Below are 20,810 nucleotides of genomic sequence, written 5' to 3'. Positions count from 1 at the left end.
TGCGCCGTTACGCGAACGCCGCTTCGGCGTGGATGGCCGGCAACGCAATGCCGGCTTCGTCGAACAGATGGCAGCTCAACGGCGGCACGCGGAACGCGTGGCGCTCGCCGCGCCGCAACGCGGCCTGCCCCGGCAGTTTTGCAAGCAGCGGCACACCGCCGGGCTGGTCGAGATGCACGTACGCGGCTTCGCCGAGCTGCTCGACGAGCGCGACGTCGCGCACGATCACGGGCAACCCGGCATCGCCGGACGCCGCGACCGTCAGGTGCTCCGGACGAATCCCGAGCGTCACGCGCGCGCCGCGGCCGACGTGGCGCGGCAACGGGCGATCGCGCAGCGTCATCGTTTCGCCGGTGCCTTCCAGCCGCAGCCGGCAGCCGTGCGCGTCGCCCGCTTCGACGACGGCCGGCAGGAAGTTCATCCGCGGCGAGCCGATGAAGCCCGCGACGAAGCGGTTGGCCGGCCGGTGATACAGCTCGAGCGGCGCACCGGTCTGCGCGATGCTGCCGAAGCGCGCGACGTCGTCGCCCGCGTGCAGCAGCACGATCCGGTCGGCCAGCGTCATCGCCTCGATCTGGTCATGCGTGACGTAGACCGAACTCGATTGAGTGAAACGCGCGTGCAGCCGCGCGATTTCGACGCGCGTCTGGCCGCGCAGCGTCGCGTCGAGATTCGACAGCGGCTCGTCGAACAGGAACACGCGCGGCTCGCGCACGATCGCGCGGCCGATCGCGACGCGCTGCCGCTGCCCGCCCGACAACGCCTTCGGCTTGCGATCGAGCAGCGCTTCGAGCTGCAGCACGCGCGCGGCCTCGGTCACGCGGCGGCGGATCTCGTCCTTCGGCGTGCCGGCGATCCGCAGCCCGAAACCGATGTTGTCGAACACGGTCATGTGCGGAAACAGCGCATAGCTCTGGAACACCATCGCGACGCCGCGCTCCGCGGGCGGCGTGTCGTTCATCCGCGCGCCGTCGATCCGCAGCTCGCCTTCGGTCACGTCCTCGAGCCCCGCGATCATCCGCAACAGCGTGGATTTGCCGCAGCCCGACGGACCGAGAAACACACAGAATTCGTGCGACGCGATCTCGAGATTCACGTCGCGCAGCACCGGCGCATGGTCGCCGTAGCGCTTCGAGACATCCTTCAATGAAATGGCGGTCATCGCGCTCTCCTCTCGCCGGTCACACGCATCGGATCGGAAAATTTAAACGCTTAAATTTCGGTGGCGCAGTTCGCCAGGTTCGCCGTACCATGTCGTCTCCTTCCTCTGATGTGTCGAGAAATTAGCGTATCGGCTGTCCCTGTGCAACTTGCGGGACGCCCTCCCAGAATATGAGCAGACACTCCCCCGCTTCACTTTCCCTGTACCACGCTGCCCGGCCGGCCGGAGCCCGCGGATGGTGACGCTCGCGCAAGTCGCGCAGCGCGCGAACGTCACGGCGGCGACCGTCTCGAACGTGCTGCGCAATCCGCAGAAGGTGAAGCCGGCGACCGTCGAGCGCGTGATGGCCGCGATCCGCGAACTCGGCTATCGACCGAACCTGACCGCACGCGCGCTCGCAGAAGGCCGCACGTCGACGCTCGCGCTGATGCTGTCGAACATCACGAACCCGTTCTATCCGGAGTTCGTGCTCGCCGCCGAGCGCGAGGCGCGCAAGCGCGGCCATTACCTGCTCGTGTCCAATACCGACGACGATCCGGCGATCACGCGCAACTACCTCGAGCGGATCGCGGGCACGCTCGCGGCCGGTGCGATCGTGATGAATACCGATCTCGCCGAGGCGGAACTCGCCGACATCGCGCGTCACGGCGCATCGATCGTGCTGTGCATGTGGGAGCACGTGCATGCGTCGCGCACGCTGCCGTGCGTGACCGTCGATTTCGCGGCGGCGGGCGCGCTGGCGGCCGCGCATCTGTCCGGGCTGCGGCATCGCGCGTTCGGCGCGCTGGTCGGCAAGGGTTCGGGCGGCCCGCAGTCGGTGCGGCTGCGTGGTTTCGCCGACGAACTCGCGGCGCGCGGCCATCCGGCGGATGCGCTGACGACCGTGTCGGCGCACGATTCGATCGAAGGCGGCTACGAAGCGGCCGCCGCGCTGCTGCGGGAGCAGCCGGGCCTCACCGCGCTGTTCGCGACCAACGACCTGATGGCGATCGGCGCGATGCAGGCCGCCGCCGATCTCGGCCTGCGCGTGCCGGCCGATCTGTCGGTGGTCGGCATGACCGATATCCAGCTCGCCCACCAGTTCCGCCCCGCGCTGACGACCGTGCGGTTCCCGACCGCGCAGATCGCCGCGCGGGCGATCGCGCTGACGCTCGACATGATCGACGGGATCGAGCCGGCCTCGGCCGTGCATACGATCGGAGCGCCGGAACTCGTCGTGCGTGAGTCGACCGGGACGGCGCCGGGCTGACGGTTCGATACGCACGCGTTTGAGCGTGCGGCGTGCTGCGTATGCGTCGGGAATGGACGGCGTGGCGTTGGTCGCGCGGTTTCCGTTTTCTCGTTCAACGAGGACGCAAAACGTATATCGCCCACTTCGACGCGCGGCGAACCGATGCACGCAGGAAGAGATCGGGAAGTCCGTGATTGCGGCATCCGACGCCACGGCTCCCCGGAATGCAAAATGGCCCGTCACCGAGGCAACGCCGCGCGAGTCGACACGATTCGTCGTCTCGCCGGCGTTGTGGGTAACGCGCGGGTAGCTTGAAGATTCGCGGCCGCCCGGCGCATGCGGCGGCCGCGGTATCGACGTCGACTACTTCTTGATCACCGGGACGGTGAGCGAACTGACGAGCGACGTCACGGGCGCCAGCAGACCGCCTGACGCGCTACCGCCCCCTTGCGCGGAATTGCCGTTCAGCGACACCGCCAGCGCGGGAACGACGCCGGCCACCGCACCGACGGCCGAGCCGACCGATTGCACCGCCGCGTTGGCGATCGTCGCGCCGCCGGAGATGAGCGCCCCGGCGGCGTTCGTCACACCGCCGACCGCACCGGCTGCCGTGCCGCCGTTGAGCGCGACACTCAGTGCCGGAAGGGTCCCGGCGACCGCGCCGGTGGTACCGGTCACGGTGTGCGCGAGCGAGCCCGCCAGGCCTGTGGTGACCGTCGCGAGCGATCCCGCCGCACCGGTTGCGCCGGAGAGGACGCCGGTTCCCGAGCCGACGACGTTGCCGGCGCCGCCCGTGGCGGATCCGATCAGCGACGTGACGGTCGATGCGATCGGTGTGATCGCGGCCGTGCCGCTGCCGGCGATGCCGGTTATCGCGCCCGACGTTGCACCGATCGCACCGGTGGCTGCGCCGACCGGCAGCGAGCCGCCGAGATTGCCGACGATGCTCGTGATCGGCGTGATCAGCGCGCCGCCGTTGCCCGCGACCCCGGTGACGGCGTTGACGACGCCCGTGCCGGCGTTGGCTACCGTGCCAACGATGCCACCAAGACCGCCGGTCGCGCCGCCGACACCGCCCGCTGCGCCGGCCAACGTTCCGACTGCGCCCGTGGCCGAGTTGGCTACCGTGCCAACGACACCACCAAGACCGCCGGTCGCGCCGCCGACACCACCCGCTGCACCGGCCAAGGTTCCGACTGCACCGGTTGCCGAGTTGGCCACTGTGCCAACGATGCCACCGAGACCACCGGTCGCGCCGCCGACACCACCCGCTGCGCCGACCAGCGTTCCGACTGCGCCGGTTGCCGAGTTGGCTACCGTGCCAACGATGCCACCGAGACCGCCGGTCGCGCCGCCAACACCGCCCACGGCACCGACCAGCGTCCCGACTGCACCGGTTGCCGAGTTGCCGACCGCGCCGACGACGCCGCCGAGACCACCCGCCGCACCGGCCAACGTTCCGGCTGCGCCGGTTGCCGTATTGGCGACCGTGCCCACGATGCCACCGAGGCCGCCAGTCGCACCGCCGGCACCGCCCAGGGCACCAGTCACCGTTCCAACTGCACCCGTTGCCGTGTTACCCACCGTGCCAACGATGCCACCGAGGCCGCCGGTCGCGCCGCCAGCACCGCCCAGAGCGCCAGTCACCGTTCCGACTGCACCGGTTGCCGTGTTCGCCACCGTGCCGATAACACCGCCGAGGCCGCCGGTCCCGCCACCAACACCACCCAATGCTCCAGTCAGCGTTCCGACCGCACCTGTTGCCGTGTTCGCCACCGTTCCGACGACACCACCGAGGCCGCCAGTCCCGCCACCGATGCCACCCAGCGCGCCGGTTACCGTACCGACCACACCACCAAGACCACCGGTCGGATTGCCAACACCACCCAACGCACCCGTTACCGTACCGACTGCACCGCTTGCTGCGTTGCCCACTGTCCCGACAACACCGCCGAGACCGCCGGTCCCGCCACCGCCAACACCGCCCAGTGCGCCGGTCAGCGTTCCGACTGCCCCCGTTGCCGTGTTCGCTACCGTGCCGACAACGCCACCAAGGCCGCCGGTCGGATTGCCACCACCGATGCCACCCAGTGCACCGGTTACCGTGCCAACCACGCCACCAAGCCCACCGGTCGGACCGCCGACACCACCCAAGGCACCCGTCACCGTTCCGACTGCGCCGGTTGCCGTGTTCGCGACCGTGCCGACGACGCCACCGAGACCACCAGTCGGGTTGCCACCACCGATGCCACCCAGTGCGCCGGTTACCGTACCGACCACACCGCCCAGCCCGCCGGTCGGATCGCCGACACCACCCAAGGCACCCGTCACCGTTCCGACTGCGCCGGTTGCCGTGTTCGCGACCGTGCCGACGACGCCACCGAGACCACCAGTCGGGTTGCCACCACCGATGCCACCCAGTGCGCCGGTTACCGTACCGACCACACCGCCCAGCCCGCCGGTCGGATCACCAACCCCACCCAACGCACCCGTCACCGTTCCGACTGCGCCGCTTGCCGCGTTACCGACTGTCCCGACGACGCCACCGAGGCCACCAGTCGGGTTACCACCACCGATGCCACCCAGTGCACCGGTTACCGTGCCAACCACACCACCAAGACCACCGGTCGGATCACCGACACCACCCAGAGCGCCCGTCACCGTTCCGACTGCACCCGTTGCCGTGTTCGCTACCGTGCCAACGACGCCGCCGAGGCCGCCAGTCGGATTGCCGCCACCGATGCCACCCAGTGCGCCGGTTACCGTGCCAACCACTCCACCAAGACCACCGGTCGGATTGCCAACACCACCCAAGGCACCCGTTACCGTACCGGCTGCACCGCTTGCCGCATTGCCCACCGTCCCAACAACACCGCCGAGACCACCGGTCCCACCACCGCCAACACCGCCCAGGGCACCAGTCAACGTTCCCACTGCACCCGTTGCCGTGTTCGCGACCGTGCCGACAACGCCGCCGAGGCCGCCGAGGCCGCCAGTCGGATTGCCACCACCGATGCCACCCAGTGCACCGGTTACCGTGCCAACTACACCACCAAGCCCACCGGCCGGATCGCCAACCCCACCCAACGCACCCGTCACCGTTCCGACTGCGCCGCTTGCCGTGTTCGCTACCGTGCCAACGACGCCACCGAGGCCGCCAGTCGGATTGCCACCGCCGATACCACCCAGTGCACCGGTTACCGTGCCAACCACACCACCAAGACCACCGGTCGGATTGCCAACACCGCCCAAGGCACCCGTTACCGTACTGACTGCACCGCTTGCCGCATTGCCCACCGTCCCGACAACACCACCAAGACCACCGGTCCCGCCACCACCAACACCGCCCAGTGCGCCAGTCAACGTTCCAACTGCACCCGTTGCCGTATTCGCTACCGTGCCAACGACGCCGCCGAGGCCGCCAGTCGGATTGCCGCCACCGATGCCACCCAGTGCGCCGGTTACCGTGCCAACCACTCCACCAAGACCACCGGTCGGATTGCCAACACCACCCAAGGCACCCGTTACCGTACCGACTGCACCCGTTGCCGCGTTCGCGACCGTGCCGACGACGCCACCGAGACCACCAATCCCGCCACCGCCGACACCGCCCAGTGCCCCAGTCAGTGTTCCGACTGCCCCCGTCGTCGTGTTCCCTACCGTGCCGATAACACCGCCGAGGCCGCCAGTCGGGTTGCCACCACCGATGCCACCCAGTGCACCGGTTACCGTGCCAACCACACCACCAAGACCACCGGTCGGATCACCAACACCACCCAGAGCGCCCGTCACCGTTCCGACTGCACCGCCCAGCCCGCCGGTCGGATCGCCGACACCACCCAACGCACCCGTCACCGTACCGACTGCACCCGTTGCCGTGTTCCCTACCGTGCCAACGACGCCACCGAGACCGCCATTCGGATTGCCACCACCGATGCCACCCAGTGCACCGGTTACCGTACCGACCACACCACCAAGCCCACCAGTCGGATCACCGACACCGCCCAGGGCACCCGTCACCGTGCCGAGTGCACCGGTTGCCGCGTTGCCTACTGTCCCGACGACGCCACCAAGGCCACCAGTCGGATTGCCACCACCGATACCACCCAGTGCACCGGTTACCGTGCCGACCACACCACCGAGACCGCCGGTCGGATTGCCGCCTCCGATGCCACCCAGCGCACCGGTTACCGTACCAACCACACCACCAAGACCCCCGGCCGGATCACCAACACCACCCAAAGCGCCCGTCACCGTACCCACTGCACCGCTTGCCGCATTGCCCACCGTTCCGACGACGCCACCAAGGCCACCAGTCGGATTGCCGCCACCGATGCCACCCAGCGCGCCGGTTACCGTGCCAACCACTCCACCGAGACCACCGGTCCCACCGCCGCCAACCCCACCCAACGCCCCCGTCACCGTACCGGCCACGCCTGCGACCGGCTCGAGCAATCCGCTACCGATATCGATGGTCGCGCTTCCCGTGCCCGTCCCGGCCAGCCCGATCGAGATACCGCCTGCATTCGGGCTGCCGACCGTCACCACCCCGTTCCCCCATCCCGTCACGGTGCCGATGAGCCCCCCGGGCGCCGGCGATGCGCCTTCGATGATGACGCCGTCGGTGTTGCTGAGACTTCCCGGCATGGCGGTCACGACCACCGCCTGAGACGCAGTGGCGGCCAAGCTGAACAAAGCCGCGACCGACAAGGCGATGCCTGTCAATTTCACGTTCATTTTCGTTTTCATGAATAACCTCATTTCGATTGGACAACCGCGGAACAGCTCGAGCGATGACGCTAGGACCCCGTCGCCCGAAGGCGGCGCGAATCATTCGCGGATTGCCCGATACGGCAAAGCGTTGAAACAGGTTTGAACAGGCTGATACAACGGGATACCAGACACCACGTGACGCACTTCATGAAAATTGATTCGCATCACGAAATTTCTGTAATGCGAACCAGAAACCAAGCCTCATCAAATCATCGATCGACGATTGACCGCTCACGACGATGCCCTCCATCGCGAGCGGCCCCCGCCTCCCTTTAGAACTTCCACAACAGATTGCCGTACAGCGCGTGATCGCTGATGTGGCCGCCGAGCTGGCCGCTATACGACAACCCGAGCGACAGGTTCTTCGTCACGGCCGCGTCGACCCCGACCTCGAGCACCGCGGCGTCACGCGCGACCGGCACACCGACCACGCTGAACGGCGAACCGCCGCTCGCGAACGACAGCCTCGACGCCGGCTGCGTATTGCCGAACGCATGCCGCCAGCCGACCGTGCCGAACGCCGTGACCTTGCCCTTCGTCGTGACCGCGACGTCGGTCGAGGCCCGCACGCCGAGCGTCGAGAAGCCGAGGCCTGTCGTATCGGAATCGCCCTGCAGCGCCGCCGCCCCACCGTTCTCCTTGAAGCCGTCGGTATGCAGGCTCGCGTACGCGAGCCCGACGAACGGTTCGAGCGCGATGTTGCGGACGGCCATCGAATAGCCGATTTCAGTGAACACCTGCGTCGCGTTCGCGTCGTAGCTCGCGGTATCGTGATCGGCGAAGCCGCCGAACGACGGATTGCGCTCGCTATGCACGCGGTACCACGACTGCGACACGCCGCCGCGCACGTTCCACGCGTCGTATCGGCCGCTGGCGTACAGCGCGATCGTCTCGCCGTTGACCCTCGCCGACTCGTTCTGGTCGGTATTGAGCTGGCTGCGCGACGCACCGCCCGCGATACCGACGCGCCAGTGGCTGCTGACTTCCGCATCCGTACCGACGATGAAGCCATACAGGTTGCGATCGATCGAAGCGACGCCGTCGCCGTCGAACCGGCTATGCGAACCGTACAGCCGGCCCCACACCGCGGGCTTGAACGACTTGGCCGGCGTGCAGCCGTTCTCCGCGGCCATGCGCCGGTCGAGCGCCGCCGCGTGGTCGTCCGCCGACACCGGCGCCTCGCAGCCGCACAGCGCTCCGCCCGGCTGCGACCCGAGCCGCGCACGATCGAGCACCGCGTCGCGCACGTAGCGGCTATCCGACAGCAGCACGCTGCGCGTACTCGGATACAGGTCGCCGGCCAGTTGCGTGAACGCACGGTTCGCGGTCGGCGCATCCGACGTCAGCACCGTATCGAACAGCGGATTGCCGGCGCCGAGCGTGCCGACCGCGCCCGCCACCGCTTGCCCGTCGGGCGTCGTCGCGACCGACGAGAACGGCGTGCCGTTCGGCGCCAGCGACATCAGCACCCGTGCCGGGTCGTACGTGAGCGTCGGCGTGAGGAACGCATACGTCGAGTTCACCGCGCTGAACTGCCCTTGCACGCCCGCGCCGGCATTCACGATGGTGTAGAGCTTGCCCGGCTGGTATTGCCCGGTCGCCGCGACGACCTGTACCGACCCACCGTTGAGCGTGGCGGAGCCGGTCACGTCGAGGCCGCCGCTCTGTTGCGGCGTCGCGCCGACCTGCAGCGTCGAGCCCGGCTGGAAGGTCGCGTTGCCCGCGACCTTCAGCGGCTGCCCGAGCTGGAGGACCGATGCGGTGCCGCCGCCCGACACGACCAGGCCGCCGATCGTGCCCGTCCCGGTGACGGTCGCGCCGCTGCCGACGGTCACCGGCGAGCTGGCCAGCGAACCGGTCACGGCGAGCGTGCCGCCGGTCACGGTCGTCGGCCCGGACAGCGTGTTCGTGCCGCTCAGCACCTGCGCGCCCGTGCCGGCCAGCGTCAGCGGGCCGGTACCCGACAGCGTGCCCGCGAACGAGCTGGTGCCCGCGGTGTTGACCGTCAGCGGCGTCGCGCCGAGGTTCACGTTCGAACCCGTCGTACCCGACAGCGTGCCGATCGACTGCGGTGCGGCCGAACCCGTGAGGTCCAGTGTCGCGCCGCTGCCCGCGAGGGTCATCGGGCTGGTCGGCGCGAGGCTGCCTGTGCCGGCGAGCGCGAGCGTGCTGCCACTGCCGATCGTCGTGCCGCCGGTGTACGTGTTCGCGCCGGTCAGCGTCTGCGTGCCGCCGCCCTGCACCGCGAAGCCGCCGGTACCCGCGATCGTGCCGCCGAACGAACCGCCCGTCGGGCCGGCCACGGTCAGCGTGTTGCCGCCGAGATTCACGGTCGAACCCGCCGCGCCCGACAGCGCGCTGGCCGTCTGCGGCGTCGTCGTGTCGCTGACGTCGAGCGTCGCGCCGCTGCCGGCCAGCGTCAGTGCGCTGCCGGCCGACAGGCTGCCGTTGCCGCCGACCGCCAGCGTGCTGCCGTTGCCGATCGTCGTGCCGCCCGTGTACGCGTTCGCGCCGCTGAGGGTCGTCGTCGACGGGCCGCTCACCGCCAGGTTGCCGCCGCCCGAAATCGGGCCGCTCAGGCCGAGGTTGTTGGCGCCGCCCACCGTCAGCGTCGAACCCGTGCCGAGATTCACGGCGTTGCCGAGCGTCGTGCCGGCCACGCTGGTCCCGAGCGTGCCGCCGTTGCCGCCGACGCTCAGCGTGCCGCTGCCGAGTGCGGTCGGCGTGCCGGCGACCAGCGTGCCGCCGCCCGTGACGCTGGTGCCGCCGGTGTACGTGTTGGCGCCGGAAAGCGTCGTCGTCGCGGGGCCGCTGAGCGCGAGCGTACCGCTGCCCGAGATCGGGCCGCTCAGGCCGAGGCTGTTGGTGCCGCCCACCGTCAGCGTCGAACCGCTGCCGAGGTTCACCGCGTTGTTCAACGTCGTGCCCGGCGTGCCCGCGGCCAGCGTGCCGCCCGCGCCGCCGGTGTTCAGCGCACCGGTGCCGAGCGCCGTGTTGCCGCCCGCGACCAGCGTGCCGCCGCCCGTCAGGTTCGTGCCGCCCGTGTAGGTGTTCGCGCCGGTCAGCGTTTCGGTGCCCGTGCCCGCCAGCGTGAGGCTGCCGCCCGTACCGGCGATCGTACCGCCGAACGTGCCGCTGCCCGTGCCGCCGAGCGTCAGCGCATTGCCGCCGAGGTTCACCGTCGAACCCGCGACGCCCGACAGCGCGGTCGTCGTTTGCGGCGTCGTCGCACCGCTGACGTCGAACGTTGCGCCCGCACCCGTCAGGCTCAGCGGGCTGCTGCCGGACAGGCTGCCGCCCGCGCCGATCGCCAGCGTGCCGCTGTTGATCGTCGTCGCGCCGGTGTACGTGTTCGCGCCGGTCAGCGTTTCAGTACCGGTGCCCGACAGCGTCAACCCGCCCGTGCCGCCGACCGTACCGCCGAACGTGCCGCTGCCCGGTCCGCCGAGCGTCAGCGTGTTGCCGCCAAGGTTCACCGCCGACCCCGACACGCCGGACAGCGCGCCCGTCGTCTGCGGCGTCGTCGCGGCACTCAGGTCGAGCGTCGCACCGCTGCCCGCCAGATCGACCGCGCTGCCCGACGACAGGTTGCCGCCCGCGCCGACCGCCAGCGTGCTGCCGTTGCCGATCGTCGTGTTGCCGGTGTACGAGCTGGTGCCGCTGAGGGTCGTCGTCGACGGACCGTTCACCGCCAGATTGCCGCTGCCCGAGATCGGGCCGCCGAGGCCCAGGTTGTTCGCGCCGCCGACCGTCAGCGTCGAGCCCGAACCCAGGTTGATCGCGTTGGTCAGCGTCGTGCCGGCCGTGCTGGTGCCGAGCGAGCCGCCTGCGCCGCTGGTGTTCAACGCGCCCGTGCCGAGCGCCGAACCGTTGCCGGCGAGCAGCGTGCCGCCACCGCTCAACGTCGTGCCGCCCGTGTACGTGTTCGTGCCGGTCAGCGTTTCGGTGCCCGTGCCGGCCAGCGTCAGGCTGCCGCCCGTGCCGGCGATCGTGCCGCCGAACGTGCCGCTGCCCGAGCCGCCGAGCGTCAGCGCGTTGCCGCCGAGATTCACGGTCGAACCCGTTACGCCCGCCAATGCTCCCGTCGATTGCGGCGTCGTGGCCGCGCTCAGATCGAGCGTCGCCCCTGCACCGGCCAGATCGACCGCGCTGCCACCCGACAGGCTGCCGCCCGCGCCGACTGCCAGCGTGCTGCCGTTGCCGATCGTCGTGTTGCCGGTGTATGAGCTCGCGCCGGTGAGCGTCGTCGTCGACGGACCGTTCACCGCGAGGTTGCCGCTGCCGCTGATCGCGCCGCCGAGGCCGAGCGAGTTCGCGCCGCCGACCGTCAGCGTCGAACCCGCACCGAGGTTCACCGCGTTGCCGAGCGTCGTGCCGGCCACGCTGGTGCCAAGCGTGCCGCCCGCGCCGCTCGTGTTCAGCGTACCGGTGCCCAATGCCGTACCGTTGCCCGCGATCAACGTGCCGCCGCCGGTCAGGCTCGTGCCACCCGTGTACGTGTTGATCCCGGTCAGCGTTTCAGTGCCCGTCCCGCCTAGCGTCAGGCTGCCGCCTGCACCGGCGATCGTGCCGTCATACGTGCCGCTGCCCGCACCACCCAGCGTCAGGTTGTTGCCGCCGAGGTTCACCGTCGAACCGGCCACGCCCGACAGCGTGCCGGTCGTCTGCGGCGTGGTCGCGCCGCTCAGGTCGAAGGTTGCGCCCGCACCCGTCAGGCTCACCGGCGTCGTCCCCGACAGGCTGCCGCCCGCGCCGATCGCCAGCGTGCCGCTGTTGATCGTGGTGGCGCCGGTGTACGTGTTGCTGCCCGTCAGCGTTTCCGTGCCGGTGCCCGACATCGTCACGCCACCGGCGCCGGCGATATTACCCGCGTAAGTGCCGCTGGCCGCCCCGCCGAGCGTCAGGTTGTTATTGCCCAGGTTCACGGTCGAACCCGCTACGCCCGAGATCGCGCCCGTCGATTGCGGCGACGACGCGCCGCTCAGGTCGAGCGTCGCGCCGGACGCCGTCAGGCTGACCGGGCTGCTCGACGACAGGCTGCCGTTGCCGCCGATCGCGAGCGTGCCGCTGTTGATCGTCGTCGCGCCGGTGTACGTGTTGGTGCCCGTCAGCGTTTCGGTGCCGGTGCCCGACAGCGTCAACCCGCCCGTGCCGCCGATCACGCCGCCGTACGTTCCGCTGCCTGCGCCGCCGAGCGTGAGCGTATTGCCGCCCAGGTTGACGTTCGTGCCCGTGCCGCCGGACAGCGCGCCGGTCGTCTGCGCGGAAGTGGCCGCGCTCAGGTCGAGCGTGGCGCCGGTGCCGGACAGGTCGATCGCACTGCCCGACGACAGGCTGCCGCCCGCGCCGACCGCCAGCGTGCTGCCGCCGCCGATCGTCGTGCCGCCGGTATAGGTGTTCGCGCCCGACAGCGTCGTCGTCGACGGACCATTCACCGCGAGGTTGCCGCTGCCGCTGATCGCGCCGCCGAGGCCGAGATCGTTCGTACCCCCGACCGTCAGCGTCGAACCGCTGCCGAGGTTCACCGCGTTGGCGAGCGTCGTGCCGGGCGTGCTCGCGGCCAGCGTGCCGCCTGCGCCGCTCGTGTTCAGCGCACCCGTGCCGAGCGCCGAACCGCTGCCCGCGATCAGCGTGCCGCCGCCGCTCAGGGTCGTGCCGCCCGTGTACGTGTTGCTGCCGGTCAGCGTTTCGGTACCCGTGCCCGACAGCGTGAGGCTGCCGCCCGCGCCCGCGATCGTGCCGCCGTACGTGCCGTTGCCCGTGCCGCCGAGCGTCAGGTTATTGCCGCCGAGGTTCACCGTCGAACCGGCCACGCCCGACAGCGTGCCGGTCGTCTGCGGCGTCGTCGCGCCGCTGACGTCGAACGTTGCGCCGGCACCGGCGAGATTCACCGGGCTGCTCGCGGCGAGGCTCCCGCCCGCGCCGATCGCGAGCGTGCCGCTGTTGATCGTCGTCGCGCCGGTGTACGTGTTGGTCCCGGTCAACGTTTCCGTGCCGGTGCCCGACAACGTCAACCCGCCCGTGCCACCGACCGTACCACCGAACGTGCCGCTGCCCGACCCGCCGAGCGTCAGCGTATTGCCGCCGAGGTTCACCGCCGAACCCGCTGCGCCCGACAGCGTGCCGGTCGTCTGCGGCGACGTGGCCGCGCTCACGTCCAGCGTCGCGCCCGCGCCGGCCAGATCGACCGCGCTGCCCGACGACAGGCTGCCGCCCGCGCCGACCGCCAACGTGCTGCCGTTGCCGATCGTCGTGTTGCCGGTGTACGTGCCGGCACCGGTGAGCGTCGTCGTCGACGGGCCGTTCACCGCGAGGTTGCCGCTACCCGAGATCGCGCCGCCGAGGCCCAGGTTGTTCGCACCGCCAACCGTCAGCGTCGAGCCCGAACCCAGGTTGATCGCGTTGGTCAGCGTCGTGCCGGCCACGCTCGTGCCGAGCGTGCCGCCTGCGCCGCTCGTGTTCAGCGCGCCCGTGCCGAGCGCCGAGCCGCTGCCAGCGATCAACGTGCCACCGCCGGTGAGGCTCGTGCCGCCCGTGTAGGTGTTGCTGCCGGTCAGCGTTTCGGTACCGGTGCCCGACAGCGTGAGGCTGCCGCCCGCGCCGGCGATCGTGCCGTCATACGTGCCGCTGCCCGAGCCGCCGAGCGTCAGGTTGTTGCCGCCGAGGTTCACCGTCGAACCGGCCACGCCCGACAGCGTGCCCGTCGTCTGCGGCGTGGTCGCGCCGCTGACGTCGAAGGTCGCGCCCGCGCCGGCGAGATTCACCGGGCTGCTCGCGGCGAGGCTGCCGCCCGCGACGATCGCCAGCGTGCCGCTGTTGATCGTCGTCGCCCCCGTGTACGTGTTGGTGCCGGTCAGCGTTTCCGTCCCCGTGCCGGCCATCGTCAGCCCGCCGGTACCGCCGATCGTGCCCGCATAGCTGCCGTTGCCGGCGCCGGCCAGCGTCAGCGTGTTGCCGCCGAGGTTCACGTTCGTGCCGGCTACGCCGGACAGCATCCCGCTCGTCTGCGGCGTCGTCGCGCCGCCGATGTCGAGCGTCGCGCCCGCGCCGGCCAGATCGAGCGCGCTGCCCGCCGACAGGCTGCCGCCCGCACCGACCGCCAGCGTGCTGCCGCCGCCGATCGTCGTATTGCCGGTGTAGGTGTTCGTCCCGGTGAGCGTCGTCGTCGACGGGCCGCTGACCGACAGGCCGCCGCTGCCCGAGATCCCGCCGCCCAGCCCGAGATCGTTCGCACCCCCAACCGTCAGCGTTGCCCCTGCGCCGAGATTCACCGCATTGCCGAGCGTCGTGCCGCCGACGCTCGTGCCGAGCGCGCCGCCCGCGCCCGTGACGTTCAGCGCGCCGGAACCCAGTGCGCTGCCGTTGCCGGCGATCAGCCCGCCGCCGCTCAACGTGGTGCCGCCGCCATAGGTGTTCGTGCCGGTGAGCGTCGTGGTGCCCGCGCCGGTCTGCGCAAGCCCGCCGCTGCCGGAAATCGTGCCGCTCAGGCCCAGATCGTTCGCACCGTTCAGCCCGAGCGTCGCGCCCGCGCCGAGCGTGACCGCGTTGCCGAGCGTCGTGCCGCTCACGCTCGCGTTCAGCGTGCCGTTGCCGGTCACGTTCAATGCGCCGGAACCGAGCGCCGTATTGCTGCCCACGCTCAGTCCGCCGCTGTTCAGCGTCGTCCCGCCGCCGTAGGTGTTCGCGCCGCCGAGCGTGGTCGTGCCCGAGCCGGACTGCACCACGCCGCCCGCGCCGGAAATCATCCCGTTCAGGCCGAAGTCGAACGCGCCGCCGAGATTCAGCGCCGAACCGGTGCCCAGATCGACGGCGTTCGCCAGCAGCAGGTTCGCCGTGCTCGCACTGAGTGCGCCACCGCTGCCGGTGACACTGAGTGTGCCCGTGCCGAGCGCCGTGTTGCTGCCGACCGACAGGCCGCCGGCACTCAGCGTCGTGCCGCCCGTGTAGGTGTTCGCGCCGGTGAGCGCGGTCGTTCCGCTGCCGGTTTGCGCGAGACTGCCGCCGCCGGCGATGATGCCGCCGAGGCCGAGGTCGTTCGTACCGCCGAGCGTCAGGGCCGCGCCCGCGCCGAGCTGAATCGCGTTGCCGAGCACCGTGCCGCCGACGGTCGTGCCGAGCGAGCCGCCCGCGCCGGTGACGTTCAGCGCGCCCGTGCCGAGCGCCGCACCGTTGCCGGCGAGCAGCGTGCCGCCGCCGGTCAGGTTCGTGCCGCCCGTGTACGTGTTGGCGCCGTTCAGCGTTTCGGTGCCCGTACCCGACAGCGTCAGGCTGCCGCCTGCCCCCGCGATCGTGCCGCCGAACGTGCCGCTGCCTGCACCTCCCAGTATCAGGCCGTTGCCGCCGAGGCTCACCGTCGAACCGGCCACGCCCGACAGCGTGCCGATCGCCTGCGGCAGCCCTGCGCCGCTCAGGTCGAACGTCGCGCCGGCCCCGCCCAGATTCACGGCGCCGCCCGCTGCCAGGCTGCCGCCCGCGCCGATCGCCAGCGTGCCGCTGTTGATCGTCGTGCCGCCGCTATACGCGTTCGCGCCGGTCAGCGTCTCCGTGCCGGTGCCGGCCATCGTCAGCCCGCCCGCACCGCCGATCGTGCCGCCGAACGTACCGTTACCGGCGCCGCCGAGCGTCAGCGTATTGCCGCCGAGATTCACCGCCGAGCCGGCCGTGCCGACCAGCCCGCCCGTCGTCTGCGGCGACGTGGCCGCGCTCAGGTCGAGCGTCGCGCCCGCGCCGGCCAGATCGAACAAACTGCCGCCCGACAGCGTGCCGCCCGCGCCCACCGCCAGCGTGCTGCCGTTGCCGATCGTCGTGTTGCCGGTGTAGCTGCCCGCCCCCGTGAGCGTCGTGATCGACGGGCCGTTCACCGCGAGGTTGCCGCCGCCCGAAATCGCGCCGCCGAGGCCCAGGTTGTTCGTGCCGCCGACCGTCAGCGTCGCGCCCGCGCCGAGATTCACCGCGTTGCCGAGCACCGTGCCGCCGACGCTCGTGCCGAGCGAGCCGCCCGTGCCCGTCACGTTCAGCGCGCCCGTGCCGAGTGCGCTGCCGTTGCCCGCGATGAGACCGCCGGCGCTCAGCGTCGTGCCGCCGGTGAACGTGTTCGCGCCGAGCAACGTCGTCGTGCCGGTGCCGGTTTGCGCAAGACTGCCGTCGCCCGACAGCACGCCGCCGAGGCTCAGGTCGGCCGCACCGTTCAGCCCCAGCGTCGCGCCGGCGCCGAGGTTCACCGCATTGCCGAGCACCGTGCCGACGACGTTCGTGGCGAGCGTGCCGCCCGCGCCCGCAACGGTCAGCGCGCCCGTGCCGAGCGCCGCGCCGTTGCCGGCGATCAGCCCGCCGCCGCTCAGCGTGGTGCCGCCCGAGAACGTGTTCGCCCCGAGCAGCGTCGTCGTGCCGGTGCCCGTTTGCGCGAGGCCGCCGTTGCCGGCGATCGTGCCGCTCAGGCCGAGATCGTTCGCGCCGTTCAGCCCCAGCGTGACGCCGGCACCGAGATTGACCGCGTTGCCGAGCGTCACGCCCGGCACGCTCGCGCCGAGCGAAGCCGAGCCGTTGACGTCGAGTGCGCCGAGGCCGAGCGCCGCGCCGCTGCCGACGACCAGGCTGCCGCCCGTCAGCGCCGTGCCGCCCGTGAACGTGTTGTTGCCGGTGAGCGCCTGCGAACCCGTGCCGGAAAGCGTCAGCCCGCCCGCCCCGCCGATGTTGCCCGCGAAGACGCCGCTGCCGCTGCCCGCCAGCGTCAGGTGGTTCGAACCGAGATCGATCGTCGAACCCGCGACACCCGACAGCGTGCCGATCGACTGCGGCGTGGTCGCACCGGTGATGTTGAACTGCGCACCGGCGCCCGTCAGGTTGACGGGGCTCGACGCGGCGAGGCTACCGCCCGCACCGATCGCGAGCGTGCCGCTGCCGATCGTGGTGCCGCCGGTGAACGTCTCGGCCGCGGTGAGCGTCGTCGTGCCCGGGCCGCTCACGGACAGGCCGCCGGCGCCGGAAATGATCCCGCCCAGCCCGAGATCGTTCGCATCCCCAACCGTCAATGCCGCGCCCGCGCCGAGCTGGATCGCGTTGCCGAGCACCGTGCCGCCGACGGTCGTGCCGAGCGAGCCGCCCGCGCCCGTCACGTTCAGCGCGCCCGTGCCGAGTGCGCTGCCGTTACCGGCGAGGATCCCGCCGCCGCTCAGCGTCGTGCCGCCCGAGAACGTGTTCGCCCCGGCCAACGTCGTGATGCCCGAGCCGAGTTGCGCGAGACCGCCGGTGCCGGCGATCACGCCGTTCAGGCCGAGATCGTTCGAGCCGGTCAGCGCGAGCGTCGCGCCCGCACCGAGGTTCACCGCGTTGCCCAGCGCGGTGCCGTTCACGCTCGCGCCGAGCGCACCGCCCGTGCCGGCGACGTTCAGCGCGCCGGTGCCGAGCGCCGTATTGCTGCCGGCGAGCAGCGTGCCGGCGCTCAGCGTCGTGCCGCCGCCGAAGGTGTTCGCGCCGGACAGCGTCGTCGTGCCCGTGCCGCTCAGCACGAGACCGCCGGTGCCGCCGATCGCGCCGCCCAGGCCGAGGTCGTTCGCGCCGTTCAGCGTCAGCGATGCGCCGTTCAGGTTGATGCCGTTCGCGAGCGCCGCGCCGGCGGTCAGGTCCGCGCTCAGCGAACCGCCAAGGCCGCTCACGTTCAACGCGCCGCCGATGCCGAGCGCACTGCCGCCTTCGACGATCAGGCTGCCGCCGCCCGTCAGGCTCGCGCCGCCCGTGAACGTGTTCGCGCCGGACAGCGTCGTGGCGCCGGTGCCGCCGAGCGCCAGGCCGCCCGCGCCCGAGATCGCGCCGTTCAGGCCGAGATCGGCGGCGCCGTTCAGGCCGAGCGTCGCGCCCGCGCCCAGGTTGACTGCATTGCCGAGCACGGTGCCGCCGACGTTCGTCGCGAGCGTGCCGCCCGTGCCGATCACGTTCAGCGCCCCCGTGCCGAGCGCCGCGCCGTTGCCGGCGATCAGTCCGCCGCCGCTCAGCGCCGTACCGCCCGTAAACGTGTTCGCACCGAGTAGCGTCGTCGAGCCGGCGCCGGTTTGCGCCAGGCTGCCGTTCCCGCCGATCGCACCGCCGAGGCTCAGGTCGGCCGCGCCGTTCAGGCCGAGCGTCGCGCCCGCGCCGAGGTTGACCGCATTGCCGAGCAGCGTGCCGCCGACGCTCGTCGCGAGCGTGCCGCCCGCGCCGGCGACGTTCAACGCCCCCGTGCCGAGCGCCGCGCCATTGCCGGCGATCAACCCGCCGCCGCTCAGCGTGGCGCCGCCCGAGAACGTGTTCACGCCGAGCAGCGTCGTCGTCCCCGTGCCGCTTTGCGCGAGGCCGCCGTTACCGGCGATCGTGCCGCCGAGGCTCAGGCCGGCCGCACCGTTCAGGCCCAGCGTGGCCCCTGCATCGAGATTCACCGCATTGCCGAGCAGCGTGCCGGCCACGTTGGTCGCCAGCGAGCCGCCCGCACCGGTCACCTGCAGCGCGCCCGTGCCGAGCGCCGCACCGCCGCCGACGATCAGCCCGCCACCGCTCAGCGCCGCGCCGCCCGAGAACGTGTTCGCGCCGAGCAGCGTCGTCGTCCCCGTGCCGGTTTGCGCGAGACTGCCGTTGCCTGCAATCGTGCCGCCGAGGCCGAGGTCGGCCGAACCGTTCAGGCCCAGGGTTACGCCGGTATCGATATTCACCGCGTTGCCGAGCAGCGTGCCGCCGACGCTCGTGCCGAGCGTGCCGCCCGCGCCCGTCACGTTCAGCGCGCCGCCGCCGAGCGCCGTGCCGGTGCCGACGAGGAGCCCGCCGCCGCCCGTCAGATTCGTTCCGCCCGTGAACGAATTGGCGCCGTTCAGCGCCAGCGTGCCGGCGCCGCTCGCGTTCAGCGCGCCGCCGCCGGCGATCGTGCCCGACAACGCGAGCCCGGTCGCGCCGTCCACCGTCAAGCCGCCGGTCAGCGTCACGTTGTTGAGCAGGTTCACGCCGGCCGTGCCGGCCTCGAGCGTGCCGCCGCCGCCGACGATCGTGCCGGTGCCCAGCGCACCGGCGCCGTGGACGATCGCGGTGCCGCCGGTCAGCGACGCGTTCGTCGCGGTCGATGCGCCGGTGATGTCCCACGTGCCGCCCTGCACGGCGAGGTTGTTGAAATTGCCGAACGTATCGACCGCGATGGTGCCGTTCGTCGCGCCGCCGGCGGCCGCGTTCAGTTGCAGGTTGAGCGTGTTGTTGCCGCCCAGCCCGGCATCGACGCCGAGCCCGACCGACGACCCGGTCATTGCGTTGAAGGTATTCGACGTGCCGAGGGCCGCGCCCAGCGACACGTTGCCCGTGACGGTGCCGGCGTTGGTGAACGTGTTCCCGGTGCCCAGCGTCCCGCTGGGCGCGAGCACCACCGAACCGTTGATCGTGCCGCCGCTCGCGTTGGTGAAGTTGGCCTGCGCACCGCCCGACGTGGTCACCACCTGCGCGGTGGGCCCCGCGCTGAAGCCGAGCAGGCCGGTCGTACCGATCGTGCCGGCGTTCGTGATGTTCGTCGTGCCGCCGATGCCGTTGTATACCGTCAACGCCGGCCCGTTGATCAGCGAGCTCGTCGACCCCATCATCACGCCCGAGCTGGTATTCGTGACGTTGACCGTGCTCGCCGACGCGCTATTGCCGACCACCGTGCCGTTCGACACGAAGCTCAACCCGGACAGCGCGGGGTCGATCCTGCCGTTGTTGGTCAGCGTGACGCCGCTGCCCGTCAGCGACAGCGCGGTGCCGCCGATCAACGGCACCACGGACACGGTCGCGAGCGGCGCCACGGTCAGGTTGAGATTGTTCGTACCGTTCGAATAGGTGGTACTCGCTCCGGTACAGGTGACGGTCGTCGTTCCGGTGCAGGCGGCCAGTGCGTCGACGGGGACGATCCCGGCGCCGACCAGCGCGACCAGCATGCCGGTCGGAACGAGGAATTTCGGACGTGCTTCCGCGCGCTTTTTGTTCGAGCCCATGCGCATACGCATAATCACACCTTCCCATAAGAGAATCGACGACACCGGGCATTCACTCCGTGCATTCAAAATGCCGGAGCCAAATACCGGAATGCTTTATTCGATGTTTTTTTTGAAAAACACCGTCCCGTCACCAATCCGAAGCGGTTGGCTTGATTAAAAACAAACGAGAACGAATCGGCGAGAATTATTGAATCGGCATATTTTACTTTTAACCCCCTTCGTCACCCGGTAAATTTTCCGCTAATCAAAAACGGTTGTTTTCATAACACCGGAAGCGTAGCCCCGGCGGGCGCGACTCATTACACGTCCGCCCATACAGGCCAACAACGCATCCCCGCCGAAACCCCGCACACTCGGGGCCTCCCGCCCGACAATCAAACGCTGGAACAGCCTTGTCGGACGACCGTACGCCCGTTGCCCCGCATACCGATTTGTCCGTGCCTGCCGTCCGATCCGCCTGTCTCCTGGCGTGATCGCGAGTCAAATATAGGCCCGACTCGCAAACGTTTTCCATCGGCCGGATATTTTTTTGGCAAAACTCAATATTCTTTCATTCCCATTAACTCATTTGTACGCAAGATGAAAACGATTCTCTTTAAATAAACCACGCAAATCATTAAGAATGGCAAAAAACTCAAATTCCTCAATGCAGTTTTTTTAGCGG

General features: G+C 70.5%; 4 protein-coding genes. 1 reads left to right on the top strand and 3 read right to left on the bottom strand.

Annotation, left to right across the window (positions count from 1 at the left end; translation table 11 throughout):
- Window positions 1–7: 7 nt before the first annotated feature.
- Entirely contained in the window at window positions 8–1,162 is a 1,155-nt protein-coding gene (ugpC, locus tag HWW87_RS15635) for a sn-glycerol-3-phosphate ABC transporter ATP-binding protein UgpC (protein ID WP_175821041.1), read from the bottom strand.
- A 235-nt stretch (window positions 1,163–1,397) separates the two neighbouring features.
- Between ugpC and HWW87_RS15630 the strand changes: the two genes are divergently transcribed.
- Window positions 1,398–2,411, top strand: a complete 1,014-nt coding sequence (locus HWW87_RS15630) for a LacI family DNA-binding transcriptional regulator (protein ID WP_175821040.1) — start codon at window positions 1,398–1,400, stop codon at window positions 2,409–2,411.
- 345 nt (window positions 2,412–2,756) lie between these two features.
- Here HWW87_RS15630 and HWW87_RS15625 read toward each other — a convergent pair whose 3' ends face one another.
- Both HWW87_RS15625 and HWW87_RS15620 read right to left on the bottom strand, forming a co-directional pair.
- Window positions 2,757–7,142 (bottom strand): hypothetical protein, encoded by a 4,386-nt coding sequence (locus HWW87_RS15625; protein WP_175821039.1) that lies wholly within the window; start codon window positions 7,140–7,142, stop codon window positions 2,757–2,759.
- Window positions 7,143–7,438: 296 nt separating this feature from the next.
- Complete coding sequence (locus HWW87_RS15620) at window positions 7,439–20,155, bottom strand: autotransporter-associated beta strand repeat-containing protein (RefSeq protein WP_175821038.1); 12,717 nt, start codon at window positions 20,153–20,155, stop codon at window positions 7,439–7,441.
- Window positions 20,156–20,810 lie beyond the last annotated feature (655 nt).

Origin of the sequence: Burkholderia sp. BCC0419 (assembly GCF_902830285.1) — a bacterium.
Classification (GTDB): Bacteria; Pseudomonadota; Gammaproteobacteria; order Burkholderiales; family Burkholderiaceae; genus Burkholderia.
Note: the sequence above shows the minus strand (reverse complement) of the source record. Positions and strands in the feature narration are given on the sequence as shown.

Excerpts from the sequence above, each read along its gene's own strand:
- ugpC (WP_175821041.1), bottom strand. The coding sequence starts at position 1,162 with ATGACCGCCATTTCATTGAAGGATGTCTCGAAGCGCTACGGCGACCAT.
- HWW87_RS15630 (WP_175821040.1), top strand. The coding sequence starts at position 1,398 with ATGGTGACGCTCGCGCAAGTCGCGCAGCGCGCGAACGTCACGGCGGCG.
- HWW87_RS15625 (WP_175821039.1), bottom strand. The coding sequence starts at position 7,142 with ATGAAAACGAAAATGAACGTGAAATTGACAGGCATCGCCTTGTCGGTC.
- HWW87_RS15620 (WP_175821038.1), bottom strand. The coding sequence starts at position 20,155 with ATGCGTATGCGCATGGGCTCGAACAAAAAGCGCGCGGAAGCACGTCCG.